The organism is Paraburkholderia sp. 35.1, assembly GCF_050436525.1.
Taxonomy (GTDB): Bacteria; Pseudomonadota; Gammaproteobacteria; order Burkholderiales; family Burkholderiaceae; genus Paraburkholderia; species Paraburkholderia tuberum.
On sequence record NZ_JBNDMJ010000001.1, the window covers coordinates 506,137 to 518,859 of the forward strand.

The 12,723-nt window shown below is 64.9% G+C and carries 9 protein-coding genes; 2 read left to right on the forward strand and 7 right to left on the reverse strand.

The features are described 5' to 3' along the window. Positions 1 to 102: 102 nt before the first annotated feature. From OKW27_RS02605 to OKW27_RS02635, 7 genes are all read right to left on the reverse strand, one after another. The gene (locus OKW27_RS02605) at positions 103 to 1,017 is read right to left on the reverse strand and encodes a LysR substrate-binding domain-containing protein (protein ID WP_429332445.1); all 915 of its coding nucleotides are present in this window, start codon (positions 1,015 to 1,017) and stop codon (positions 103 to 105) included. A gap of 212 nt (positions 1,018 to 1,229) precedes the next feature. Next, on the reverse strand, positions 1,230 to 2,633 hold the full coding sequence (locus tag OKW27_RS02610) for a DNA-binding protein (RefSeq protein WP_429332446.1): 1,404 nt from the start codon (positions 2,631 to 2,633) through the stop codon (positions 1,230 to 1,232). Between the two features lie 189 nt (positions 2,634 to 2,822). Further along, positions 2,823 to 3,791 (reverse strand): lipoyl synthase, encoded by a 969-nt coding sequence (lipA, locus tag OKW27_RS02615; protein ID WP_429332447.1) that lies wholly within the window; start codon positions 3,789 to 3,791, stop codon positions 2,823 to 2,825. A gap of 5 nt (positions 3,792 to 3,796) precedes the next feature. Next, entirely contained in the window at positions 3,797 to 4,906 is a 1,110-nt protein-coding gene (locus OKW27_RS02620) for an acetoin dehydrogenase dihydrolipoyllysine-residue acetyltransferase subunit (protein WP_429332448.1), read from the reverse strand. Positions 4,907 to 4,909: 3 nt separating this feature from the next. Continuing rightward, positions 4,910 to 5,914 carry an alpha-ketoacid dehydrogenase subunit beta gene (locus OKW27_RS02625; protein ID WP_429332449.1) on the reverse strand — a complete coding sequence of 335 codons (1,005 nt, stop codon included), beginning with the start codon at positions 5,912 to 5,914 and terminating at the stop codon, positions 4,910 to 4,912. 136 nt (positions 5,915 to 6,050) lie between these two features. After that, positions 6,051 to 7,034: a thiamine pyrophosphate-dependent dehydrogenase E1 component subunit alpha gene (locus OKW27_RS02630; RefSeq protein WP_429332450.1), complete on the reverse strand. Its 984-nt coding sequence runs from the start codon at positions 7,032 to 7,034 to the stop codon at positions 6,051 to 6,053. A gap of 82 nt (positions 7,035 to 7,116) precedes the next feature. Beyond that, positions 7,117 to 8,172, reverse strand: coding sequence for an ATP-NAD kinase family protein (locus tag OKW27_RS02635; RefSeq protein ID WP_429332451.1), 1,056 nt, complete (start codon positions 8,170 to 8,172; stop codon positions 7,117 to 7,119). 438 nt (positions 8,173 to 8,610) lie between these two features. On the opposite strand from OKW27_RS02635, the gene OKW27_RS02640 reads away from it, so the two are divergent. Together OKW27_RS02640 and OKW27_RS02645 are read left to right on the forward strand one after the other, a co-directional pair. Further along, complete coding sequence (locus OKW27_RS02640) at positions 8,611 to 10,551, forward strand: sigma-54-dependent Fis family transcriptional regulator (RefSeq protein WP_429332452.1); 1,941 nt, start codon at positions 8,611 to 8,613, stop codon at positions 10,549 to 10,551. Positions 10,552 to 10,877: 326 nt separating this feature from the next. Further along, complete coding sequence (locus tag OKW27_RS02645) at positions 10,878 to 12,704, forward strand: hypothetical protein (RefSeq protein ID WP_429332453.1); 1,827 nt, start codon at positions 10,878 to 10,880, stop codon at positions 12,702 to 12,704. The last annotated feature ends 19 nt before the right edge of the window (positions 12,705 to 12,723 follow it).

Consider the following 12,723-nt stretch of genomic DNA (forward strand, 5'->3'; position numbering starts at 1 on the left):
TTTGTGACTGGACGGAATTCTAGAGACGGCAGAAAGGACGTGAATGCTAGTGTTGCATACGGCTATGCAAGTTTCGCATAACGCGGGATAACCCTAGCGGCGCTATTCGGCTGACCCCGACGAGGCCCGCAGATGCCGCCACAGCGTATCGAGCAGTTCACTGCGGTTCGTGAGGTCGCGATACACGCGCAACTCCAGCTCCAGTTGCCATTCGGAGCGGCCGGCGGCGACAAGCTGGCCGCTGTCGAGTTCGGCGGCGATCGAGCTCTTCGGCAGCCAGGCGACACCCTCGCCTTCCAGCACGAGCTTCTTCACGACCTCGGCCATGTCGGATTCATAGTGAAGATGCAAGGCGGGCGACGCTTTGCTCTGCTCCATCAGCAACGCGAAGCAGCGCCCAAAGTAGCTCGTCTCCGTATAGGCGATGAACGGCATCGGATGTTCGATCACGCCGGGCAGACGGTAGGCGTGCGCAAGCCGCTGACTGGGCCTGCATACCGGCATGAAAGTATCGACGCCCACGGTCACGCATTCATACCTGGTCGGATCGAGATGCAACGGCAGCTGCGGATGGTGATAAGCGAACATCAGCTCGCAGTTGCCGTTGACCAGCATCAGTATTGAATCGTGCACGTTCGCCGGAATCACGCGCGCGCGTACTTCGCCGACATGCTTGGACAGCGTGCGCAGCCACGCGGGCAGGAAGTTGAGCGCGATCGTGTGGCCGGCTGCGATCTGCAGGCTCGTGCCGGCGATGCGCTGTTCGGTGCGAATGATGGCGCGCGTGTCGAACAGCTTGTCGAGGATGTCTTCGGCCGCGTCACGAAACAGTTGCCCCGCCGGGGTCAGGGTCGGCGGAAAGCCGCTGCGATCGACGAGATCGGCGCCGACCCATTGTTCGAGCGACTGGATCCGTCTGCTGAAACCCGACTGCGTGACGTTGCGAAACTCCGCCGCCCGGGAAAAGCTCTGATAGCGGGCGAGCGCGATGAAGTCTTCGATCCACTTGATTTCCATCAGCCATCGCTCTCCGGTCCGGCGACGAATGGACTCGCCGCCGCGCCCGCAATTCTACGCCTGGCCGTGCCGCACGCTGACTATCGGACCGGCGTCAAAACGCCATGCAAAGGTACTTCAAGGTAATCATCGATCCCGTAGTGCGAGCCCTCCCTACGCGCCCATTGCGCGTCGCCATGCTCGCGACGCGCGCCATCCCATCGACGATCCCGTCACGCTGGCGAGGTTTCGGTGTTCAGCTTCGACACCGCACCCGTCTTCTCGTCGTAGCGGTAGCCTTGTTTCTCGAGTTGAGCGCTGATCGTTTCGACGAGCACCTGCTGCTGAATCTCCTTGCGCAGCAATTCATGCTCCGGCTTGAGCTGGGCCAGTTCAGCGGCAAGCCGGCGGCTCAATGTCGCTTCGCCCGCGCCGCGGGCAAGGACGACCACCATTTTTTCATTCGCCTGAGCCAGTTGCTGCTTCAGTGCGTTCGAGTAGTCGGACCATTTCCTGACGGTCTCCCGCGCTTCGGCAATTGCGGCGGCATGCGCGTCCGCGTCGCGCGTCATCTGCGCCTTCAATGCCTCGAGCTGCTCAGAGTCGGCAGTCACCGGCGACGCCGACTCCAGGCCCGCGACGTTCTCGCTCGCCACCGCGCTTTCGGCCAGTTCGGCCGCGCGCTGCTGCTCCGCGTCGGCACGCTCCTGCGCCTCCGACAAGCTGGCCGACAGTCTCGCGATTTCGGAGGTGCCCGCGTCACGCTCATCGGTCAGGCTGGCGATCTGCGTCTGGACATTCTGCAATTCAAGTGCGGCGGCATTCCGTTCAGCCTGCGCGCCCGCGACCTCTTCCCGGCGGGCCGCGTGCGCTTCCTGCTCGGCCTGCAGCTCCGCGCGAATCGCTTCGAGTTCGCTTTGAAGACGAGCGACCGCTTCGGAATGCGCCGCTTCCAGCGCCGCACGCTCCGTTTCGTCGGCCGGCGTTTCGACGACTGACCCAGCCGACTCGTCCGCCACCTCGCCCTCGCCCGCGGCGTCGGTCTCCTCGTGCGAAACCGGTCGGCGCTCCGCGGCCAGTTCCACGCTCTGCAGTTCCGCTTCGAGGAGCGAAACGCGCTCGGCAAGTTCCTGCGCGCGCTTCTCCGCCGCGTCGGTCCGATGCACGGCGAGCGCAATGTCCTCTTCGAGCCCGGCTACTGCGTCGACTTTCTCGTCGTAGGCGCTCGTCATCTTATCCAGTTCGACTTGCAGCGCATCGAGTTCCTGGACGGTGGTTTGCAGCTCGGCGAGCGCGTCGTCGCGCTCGTTGCTGGCGTCCTCGACACGCTGGCGCATCGCGGCGAGGCGTCGCGCCACCGCGCGTTCCGCTTCATCCTGCGCTGAGCTCCACAGCCGGGCGAGCGCATCGCGCATGGTGTCGGTCACGGTTTCCGGCAAAGCCGGACGTTCGACGACCTGCGGCACCCGCGGGGCGCGCGTTTCACGCCACTTGCGCAAGGCCGCTGCCACCGCGACCACCGAGCCTGTATGGACTTCGGACCAGATGGCTACCGGAGACACCTTCTCGCCTTCTTCGGCCAACCGGTTTGCGATTTCAGCGACGAGTTCGTCCGTGATCGTAATGTTGCTTGACATGCCTGCCTCGACAAAGTGCACGTGGTGACGAATACCGTTTCGTCGTTCGGGAGGCGGGCCCCGCGCCGGGACTCGCCTCGCATACCTACGAATTGTCGAGTACTTCCCCGGCGGTCAATCGTTCGAAAAGCCGAGGTTACGGGGAGGTATTCGTCGGATTGCGCCGCCAAAGGTCCGGCGCACATGCATTCAGAGCTTTCCCGCGATCCGATCCGCGTGATACGACGAACGCACGAGCGGCCCCGACACCACTTCCATGAACCCCATCTTCAAACCTTCGTCGCGTAGCATGTCGAACGTCGTGGGCGGCACGTATCGCCGCACCGCCATGTGAAACCGCGACGGCGCGAGATACTGGCCGATCGTCAGCACGTCGACGTCGTGGGCACGCAGATCGCGCATCGTCGCGAGCAGTTCGCTGTCGGTCTCGCCGAGCCCGGCCATCAGGCCGGATTTGGTCAACACCGCCGCGTTCTGGCGTTTCGCGCGCGATAGCAGTTCGAGCGAGCCGAGGTAGTCCGCGCCTGCCCGCGCCGCCCGGTACAGCGACGGCACCGTCTCGATGTTGTGATTAAAAACGTCTGGCCACGCCACGGACAGAGCATCGAGCGCGCGGTCGATTCGCCCGCGAAAATCCGGCGTCAGGATTTCCACGCGAATGCCCGGCACGCGCTCGCGCACGAGCGCAATACAACGCGCGAAGTGCGCGGCGCCGCCGTCGCGCAGATCGTCGCGGTCCACCGATGTAATCACGACGTAACGCAGCCCGAGCGCCGCGACGGCGTCGGCAAGCCGCGCGGGCTCGTCGTCGTCGAGCGCTTGCGGCCGTCCGTGCGCGACGTCGCAGAACGCACAGCGCCGCGTGCAGATCCCTCCCATGATCATGAATGTCGCCGTGCGCTGCGCGAAACACTCGCCGATGTTCGGACACATCGCCTCCTCGCAGACCGAATGCAAGCTGTGCTCGCGCAGCACCGCCGCCATGCCCGCGACGGTTTCGCTCATCATCGGCCGCGCGTGCAGCCAGGGCGGCTTCGGCAATACGGTCGAATGGTCCGCCGGCACGATCTTCACCGGAATGCGGGCGAGCTTGTCGCGGTTGCGCTTGCCATGCTGGCCAAGCGCCGTGAGGCTGTCGGTATGAGGAGCGGCGTCCATCGCGGTTATCCGAAGAACTCGTTGAGCAGGCGGTTCACCTCCGATGCAGCCTCCATCTGCACCATGTGTCCTTTGCCGTCGATCACGTGCACACGCACCTGAGCGGGCAGCCCCTGCGCGTGCGCGGCAGGAATGATCTGGTCCTGCGCCCCCCAGATCACCAGCGTGCGCGGCGCGAGCGTGTCGAGCCGCTCGCGATAGACGCGGCTTTGCACCCCGCCTTCGAACGCGGACGCGGCAATCTTGCGCAGCGCGTCGTTCACGCCTTCGAGCCGCTTGTACTTGACGATGTCTTCGATCAGTTGCCGCGTGACCAGCGATCCGTCGGCAAAAAGCTTCACCAGATGCGGCTTCAGCGCGTTGCGGCTGCTGCCCTCGACGAATCCTTCGATGTACTCGCGATTGATCTCGTCGCCGAGCCCCGCGCCCGCGATCAATGCCAGCGAGGCGACGCGTTCGGGCGCCTTCGCGGCGAGCGTCATCGACACGGCGCCGCCCATCGAATGGCCGACGAGATGCGCGCGCTCGATGCCCCGGTCGTCGAGAAACGCGATTACGCTGTCGGCCAGTTCGTCGAGGCTGCCCGTGTCGACCGCCTTGCCCGACTCGCCATGCCCCGGCAGATCGAGCGCCCACACGGCGCGATGCGCGGCGAGATCCATGTGATTGAAGAGCCAGTTGTTCAGATCGCCGCCGAAACCATGGATCAGCACCGCGGGCGTGCCGCCGTCGCCGATCTTCAGGTAACGCACGGTGCGCCCGCCGATCTGCGCCTTTTGCGGCTGCGGTCCGGCCTCCGCCGTGTCCGCGGTGGCCGGCACGAAGTCGCGCTGGAACGCCTCGACCGCCGCATCGATGTCGGCCTCGGAGCTCGCTTCGTCGGCGACGACGCCGAGCAGCGCGCCGATCGGCAGCGTGTCGCCCTGCTGCGCGATCTGCCTGCGCAGCGTGCCGTCGAAAGCGCACTCGACGCCCGACGAAATCTTGTCGGTCTCGACATCGAGTATCTCGTCGCCCTTCGCGACTTTTTCGCCGACCTCCTTCAGCCAGCCGTTGACCTGTCCCTGCTCCATCGACAGCCCCCACTTGGGCATCGTGATCATGTGAATCGGCATTGCTCAGCTCCTTACTTTCCGCACGGCCACGGCGATGTTCTCGGCCGACGGGATATACAGATCTTCGAGCACGCCTGCGAAAGGCGTGGGCGTATGCGGCGCGGTCACGAGTTCGATCGGCGCCTTCAGCGAATGGAACGCGCGCTGCGCGACCAGCGCGGCGATATCGGTCGCGATCGAGCAGCGCGGATTCGCCTCGTCGACCACGACGACACGCCCGGTGCGCTCGGCGCTTTCCAGGATCGTTTCCTCGTCGAGCGGGGAGGTCGTGCGCAAATCGATCACCTCGACCTGGATGCCCTCTTTCGCGAGCTTTTCGGCGGCATCCGTCGCGTGGTGAACCATCCGGCCATAGGTGACGATGGTCGCGTCGTCGCCTTCGCGCACCACGTTCGCTTCGCCGAACGGAATCGCATACGACTCTTCCGGCACGTCGCCCTCGCGGCCATACAGCAGCTTGTGCTCGCAGAAGATGACCGGGTCGTTGTCGCGAATCGCCTGGATCAACAGGCCCTTCGCGTCGTACGGCGTCGACGGGCACACCACTTTCAGGCCGGGGATATGGGTGAACATCGACGTCAGCATCTGCGAGTGCTGCGCGGCCGCGCGCAGGCCAGCGCCCTGCATCGTGCGGATCACGACTGGCGTCAGCGCCTTGCCGCCGAACATATAGCGAAACTTCGCGGCCTGATTGAAGATCTGGTCGAAGCACACGCCCATGAAATCGATGAACATCAGCTCGGCGACCGGCCGCATGCCGCATGCGGCCGCGCCGACCGCGGCGCCGATGAAGCCGCCTTCGGACAACGGCGTGTCGAGCACGCGCCCCGGATACTTGTGAAAGAGTCCTTTCGTCACGCCGAGCACACCGCCCCACGCATCCTGTTCACCTGGGGACCCGGCGCCACCCGCGTTGTCCTCGCCCATCACGATGACGGTTTCGTCGCGCGCCATCTCCTGGCTCAGCGCTTCGTTGATCGCCTGAGAAAACGTGATCTTCCTTGCCATGACTGTCTCCTGTCGATCGGAGTTAGCGCTTTAGCTGTCGAACAGAGTTGGCGCTTTAGCGCTTACTCTGGTCCCATGCAACGCACTTATTCCGATCCCTTGCAAAGCTGAAGATTGAATGGTTTCGCGCCGCGGGTTACGGATAGGACACGTAGACGTCGGCCAGCAGGTCGGCGGCCGTCGGCAGAGGCGCGGCCTTCGCTTCCGTCACCGCGCCATCGATCAGCTGCTTCACCTTGGCATCGATGCCGCGCAGTTCGTCCGCGCTGAGCATTTCGGCGCGCACCACGCGCTCCTCGAAACGCTTCAGGCAGTCTTTTTCGTCGCGCAGCTTCTGCACTTCGCCGGGCGCGCGATACGTTTGCGCATCGCCCTCGAAGTGACCGAAATAGCGCGACAGCTTCACTTCGACGAGCGTCGGGCCACCGCCGCCGCGCGCCCGCTCGATCGCGGCGCCGAGCGCCTCGTGCACCGCGAAGAAATCGAAGCCGTCGACGATCACGCCGGGCATGCCAAAGCCGCTCGCGCGGTCGGCGATGTTGTCGGCCGCGACCGACCACGTCGACGAGGTCGCCTCCGCATAGCCGTTGTTTTCCGCGACGAAGATCGCCGGCAGGCGCCAGACGGAAGCGAGATTCATCGATTCGAAGATCACGCCCTGGTTCGACGCACCGTCGCCGAAGAAGCACACGCCGACGCCGCCGGTCTTCCTGAGCTTCGCGGCGAGTGCGGCGCCGCACACGAGCGGACCTCCCGCGCCGACGATCCCGTTGGCGCCGAGCATCCCTTTCGACAGATCGGCGATATGCATCGAGCCGCCCTTGCCGCGGCACACGCCGGTGCTGCGGCCGTAGATTTCGGCCATCATGCCGGGCACGTCGACGCCCTTCGCGATGCAGTGGCCATGACCACGGTGCGTGGTGGCGACATAGTCCGCGTCGGTCAGATGCATCATCGTGCCGACCGCCGACGCTTCCTCGCCGGCATACAGATGCACGAAGCCGGGTATCTCGCCGGTGGCGAATTCGACGTGCAGGCGCTCCTCGAACTCGCGGATCGTGCGCATCATCCGGTACGCTTCCAGCAGCTTTTCCTTGCTCAACTGCGTCGATACAGACATGGTGTGTCTCCAGGGAATGATCTCGATGTTCACTGCTACTTCAACCAGCTTTGCTTCAGGCGTTCGCTTCCTCCTGAGTTGATTACCTCCGACGCGCCGCCGCTTCGCGCATCAACTGCCGCGACGCGCAATAGCGCAGCGTGCGGCCGACATCGACGCTCAGCGGTCCCGCCCAGTCGAGCGCGATCTCGTAGCGGTCGTCGCGTTCGAGCTCGATCTCGCGCTCGCCGTCGAAGGCGAGCGTCCCTTGTTCGGTATGCAGCGGCGTCCAGCAGCCCGCTTCGAAGCGCTCGCAGGTGCGCATCGTCACCCGATCGACACGGCCCGGCGCGAGCGGCGCGAAGATCGGCACGCCGGATTCGCCCGCGCGCGCGAACGTCAGATGCAGCCCGTACGGCGCGCCGCGCTCGACCGGCGCCCACGCCCCGCCGATCGACGACAGGCCGATACCATCCGGCGCCGCGAAGGTCAGAAACAGCGCTTCGATATCAGCCGGCTCGCAGACGGCGCGCGCACCGACGAAACGCTGCCGGCTCACGCACACATCGACCAGCGCGATTTCCTCGCGCCCCTTGTTCGGGCCCGCGACGCAACGGACCACGAGACGCTTGTTACGCGTCAGCGCGACCTCGGGCGGCACGAGCCCCGAAACGGCGAGCGCGCCCGCGAGGCCCGCCACCGTCGCTTCGCGCATTTCCGGAAACGCGTTGTTGGTACCCGTCGACAGCGTCAGCAGCGGCACCTCGCCGCAATGCGCGGCAACCGCGCGATGCGTGCCGTCGCCGCCGAGCACCGCGATCAGATCGACACCCAACCCGACCATCCGCGCGACACCCGCGTGGGTGTCGGCCGCGCTGTCCGTGATCGGCAGTTCGAGAAATTCGACGGTCGGCCAAGGTTGCGGCTCGGCCACGGCCGCGTGCGTTTCAAGCGCACGCAGTACCAGTGCAGCGACACCGGTCCGGTCGCGCAAGGTCAGCACGCGGGCGACGCCGAGCATGCCGAGGCCCGCGAGCAGGCGCACGACCATGTTCGCCTTCTCGGCGGTCGGAAACACCGAAGCGTGCGTGGTGAGGCGTCGAATATCACGGCCCGATGCCGGGTTCGCGATCACGCCGACGGTGATGGGTGATGACACTGGCTTGTCTCCTGTGCGCGAGTAGCGAAGCGACTTGCTGTGATGAAGCGCGCTTGCTTTCGCGTTTGCTTGTCTGCCAGCGATACTGCAAAGGTCGGGCCAGTTGCTTGTGCGTCGTGCGTACGCGCCGAAAGCGCCGTATTCACGGGGTGGACGCGGAGGTCGGACGTTCGCGGCCGCTTTCATCAGACCTGCGCCGCGCAGTTCACTGTGTCTCACGGGCTCGTCCCGCGGCGTGGTGCGAGGCTCACAGCACGTCGCGGCGCTTGTACGGTACCGCGCCGGACAAGGGTTTGCTCGATGCGACGAGCGTCTCGCTCGTCTCTGAGACGTTCGTCTCACGCCGCTGACGTGCTGCGCCGCAATGTGATCGCTCAGTGTGGATGTGCTACAAGACAGGGACGCGCCCTACTCGGTGTCGCTCGCCTGGAGCCGGCCATGCCCTATGTTTCTCAAACGCAGCACGTCGATCGCGTACGCGGGGCCATCGAAGGACGCTTGCCGGCCCCTGCCAATTCGTCGCGCCTCGTGTCGTCGTGGCAGCGTTCGTACGAGCAGTACCGGCTCGACCCCAGTTCGGTGATCGGCCCGCGCGTGCTGACGTCCGCCGAACTGCGCGAAGTCCAGGGCAAGGAGGAAGCCTTTCTACGCGCCTCGGGCCAGTGTCTGACGCGGCTGCACGAAATGATTCGTGTCGCCGACTATTGCGTGATGCTGTCCGACGCGCACGGCGTCACGATCGACTATCGGATCGACCGCGACCGGCGCAACGATTTCAAGCATGCGGGCCTGTATATCGGCTCGTGCTGGTCCGAGCGCGAAGAAGGCACCTGCGGCATCGCGAACGTACTCACCGATCTCGCGCCGATCACCGTGCACAAGACCGATCACTTCCGGGCCGCGTTCACGACGCTCACGTGCAGCGCTTCGCCGATCTTCGCGCCGACCGGCGAATTGATCGGCGTGCTCGATGCATCGGCGATTCAATCGCCCGACAACCGCGACAGCCAAGGGCTGGTTTTTCAGCTGGTGCGGCAAAGCGCGAGTTTGATCGAGGATGGCTACTTTCTGAATCAGACCGCGCAGCACTGGATCCTGTTCGGCCATCAAAGCCGCCATTTCGTCGAAGCACAGCCCGAAGCACTGATCGCATTCGACGAATGCGGCAACATCGCCGCCGCGAACCGCAAGGCGCACGAGAGCATCGCGGGGCTCGACGGGCCGCGTCACATCGACGAGATATTCGACACGTCCGAGGTCCGTCTGCACGACGTCGCGCGCACCGACATGATCGTGGCGCTGCGGCTGCGCGCGACCGGCGCGATGCTGTATGCCCGCATTCGCGCGCCGATGAGACGCGCGGCTCGCCCGCTCGTCGCGACACGGCCGGCCGATCCGCATGCGGACGGCAGCATCGGCGCGATGAGCCGCTTTTTGCACAGCTCGGACGAACGGATCGCGCGCAACGCGCAAGTCGCATTGCGGATCGCCGGCAAGCGGCTCCCGGTTCTGCTGCTCGGCGAAACCGGTGTCGGCAAGGAGGTGTTCGCGCGCGCGGTGCACGACTCGGGTTCGCGGCGCACGCGGCCGTTCGTCGCCGTGAATTGCGGCGCGATTCCGGAGCCGCTGATCGAGAGCGAGCTATTTGGTTATGCGCCTGGCGCGTTCACCGGCGCGCGCAGTCGCGGCGCGCGCGGCAAGATCGCCCTCGCGCATGGCGGCACGCTGTTTCTCGACGAAATCGGCGACATGCCGCTCGGCCTGCAAACACGCCTGCTGCGTGTACTCGCCGAGGGCGAAGTGGTGCCGCTTGGCGGCGATACGCCGGTGCGCGTCGATATCGACGTGATCTGCGCGACGCACCGCGATCCGATGCAGATGGTCGAAGCTGGATCGTTCCGCGAAGATCTCTACTATCGCCTGAGCGGCGCGACACTGCGGATACCGCCGCTGCGCGAGCGCACCGATATCCGCGATGTGATCGATACGGTGTTCAACGAGGAAGCGCAGGCGGCCACGCATGTGCTGATGCTCGATCCGCAATTTGCCGGGCGTCTTGCCGCTTTTTCGTGGCCCGGCAACATCCGGCAACTGCGCAACGTGCTGCGCTATGCGTGCGCGGTCTGCGATTCGGCTCGCGTCGAGTTGCGGCACGTGTCGCCTGACTTCGCGGCGCAACTCGCGCCCGCCGTCACGCCGGCGCTCGCGGCGAACTCCACGTCGCCGGCCAGCGCCGACGACGAGCGGGCACGGATCGTCGCGGCACTCACGCGCTGCCAGTGGCGGCCTAACGTCGCCGCGCTGGCATTAGGCATATCGCGCGCGACGCTGTACCGGCGCATCGCGCGGCTGGGCATCGTCGGGCCGCATCGCACATAAGCGGCATTGCGATCGCCCGTCTGAGTCCGTCGCTGTGCAGACAGCGTCCGATTCCCACGCCCTCACCCGCAGAGTGAAATCTTTTCGCAGTTCGTCCATCGCGAGCGAAAAGATTTTATTTCGGCACAACCCTGCTCCCATGCGCAGTTTGTGCCGACAGACAGGCTTGACTTGCCGGACTCAGTGATCGGTCGCAACGCGAGACCACCCACGACCGCGCATCGAATGTCCTGAGCGGCTCACGCGACGCACTCGCGACCCGAAGGACTCCCCAACTTCTCTCCGGATTCCTTGCGGGCCGCCTCGCGGCAGCTCGCGCTATTGTCATGATTGCGCGACGTCAACTTCTTGGTTGTCTCACTGCGCTCGGCGGAAGCGTCGTATTGAGCGCGTGCGGCGGTGGTGGTGGTGGTGGTGGTGGTGGTGGTGGTGGTGGTGGTGGTGGTGGTGATAGCGGTACTGCGGATGCCGGCGGCTCTTCCACGGGCAATTCCACGAACCCGTCGAGCACGACGGCGGCACCCTCTGCGGGCACGGCAACCTCCGGTATCGCGACCTCGACGGGCACGACCAGTTCCGGTATTACGACTTCGACTGGCGGCACGACGACGGTGGCGAACGGCTCGGCGCCGACCGCCTCGACTGGAACGGCGTCCACCGGTACGTCCGGCTCGACCTCGGGCGACAGTTCTGGCGCTCCATCGAACCCGAACTCGGGGTCACCCGGCAACGCTTCGAACGCTTCGCCACAGAACACGACCATCCCCCCGGCGACGGTGATTATCGACAGTCAGAACGCGTCGTGGACCCTGGTCGGCGGATCTGTCTACAGGAACGCTGTCGCGGCGGGCAACACCTACAACGTCTCGTTGATACTCTGGTACGGGGGTACGATCTATCACGAGGGAACCGGCGGCCAATTTTACGGATGGAATGGTTCGGGATGGCAGTCGTGCAATGACCCACGTTTGGGCGGCACCTCCGCCGACGGCACCATGATCCCGCCCGCGTCGTATCTGATCGACAAGGTCGGCGCGATATGGACCGTCGTGAACGGTGTCGTGTACCGCAATCGGAGTGCCGTCGGCACGATGTCGAATGCTGCGCTTCTGCTGTGGTACGGCGGCAAGTTCTGGGCACAATCGACCGGCGGTCAGTTCTACGTGTGCGCCGATGCGGATGAATGGTTGCCGTGCAACGATCCGCGCATCGCGACCGCGGCGCCGGCCGGCTCGTTTCACGGTATCAACGGGCATTACGATTATTTGTATTCCACGTCGCAGCTCGTGTCGATCATGCAAGCCCTGGGCTGCTCGACGTACCGGCTCAGCTGTACCGACTACGCACCGCAACTCGCCGCGGTCGTGGCGTTGGCACAAGCATTCCAGCCAGCGGGCTTGACCCTTTTCGTGCTGATCGATGCCGGCATCTACGACGGTAACGGCAACCTGTTCACGAGCGAATCGGCCGCCTACACACGCGGCTTCAATTGCGCGGTAACTGTCGCGACGGCGTTGCAACCCCACGGCGTGACCCTGTATGAATGCGGCAACGAACTGACGCGCGCGAACGGGATCATTCTCGACTCCACCAACGCAGGAACGAGCGTCGTCGACTTCAACAATGCGAACTGGCCGCTGATGCGCGGCGTGATGCGCGGCATGATCGATGGCGTCAAGTCGGTGCAGGCGGATGCTAAATGCGGCGTTAACTTTTGCGTCGCGGACACCGGCGCATCCGACGCTCTGTGGGATGGCAAGCAGCCCGATGGCACGAGCGGCCATCCGACCGTCAGGTGGGACTTGACTACGTGGCACAACTACGAGGTGTACGGCGACATCTTCGATATCGGCTCCGACGGGTCCGGCCCGGGCTTCGATTTGCCCACCTATTGCAAGGCCCGATATGGCGTCCCCTTCGTGATCTCGGAATGGAACACAGGACCGGAGAAGACCGAGGCGTACCGGGCCAACTACATCACGTCGCGCCTGCTCACTTACTATCAGGCGAGAAAGACGAAGAACATTCAATCGGCGATGTATTACGAGCTCGATAGCGGGGACGCAACCTACGGTCTGGTGATCAACGGCACGGCGCTTGGGCTTCCGTACAACGCGTTCGCGAGTTTTGTCGCGAGCCATCCCGATAGCTGAGCGTCCGCACTCGCTGAGT

Excerpts from the sequence above, each read along its gene's own strand:
- OKW27_RS02605 (WP_429332445.1), bottom strand. The coding sequence starts at position 1,017 with ATGGAAATCAAGTGGATCGAAGACTTCATCGCGCTCGCCCGCTATCAG.
- OKW27_RS02610 (WP_429332446.1), bottom strand. The coding sequence starts at position 2,633 with ATGTCAAGCAACATTACGATCACGGACGAACTCGTCGCTGAAATCGCA.
- lipA (WP_429332447.1), bottom strand. The coding sequence starts at position 3,791 with ATGGACGCCGCTCCTCATACCGACAGCCTCACGGCGCTTGGCCAGCAT.
- OKW27_RS02620 (WP_429332448.1), bottom strand. The coding sequence starts at position 4,906 with ATGCCGATTCACATGATCACGATGCCCAAGTGGGGGCTGTCGATGGAG.
- OKW27_RS02625 (WP_429332449.1), bottom strand. The coding sequence starts at position 5,914 with ATGGCAAGGAAGATCACGTTTTCTCAGGCGATCAACGAAGCGCTGAGC.
- OKW27_RS02630 (WP_429332450.1), bottom strand. The coding sequence starts at position 7,034 with ATGTCTGTATCGACGCAGTTGAGCAAGGAAAAGCTGCTGGAAGCGTAC.
- OKW27_RS02640 (WP_429332452.1), top strand. The coding sequence starts at position 8,611 with ATGCCCTATGTTTCTCAAACGCAGCACGTCGATCGCGTACGCGGGGCC.
- OKW27_RS02645 (WP_429332453.1), top strand. The coding sequence starts at position 10,878 with ATGATTGCGCGACGTCAACTTCTTGGTTGTCTCACTGCGCTCGGCGGA.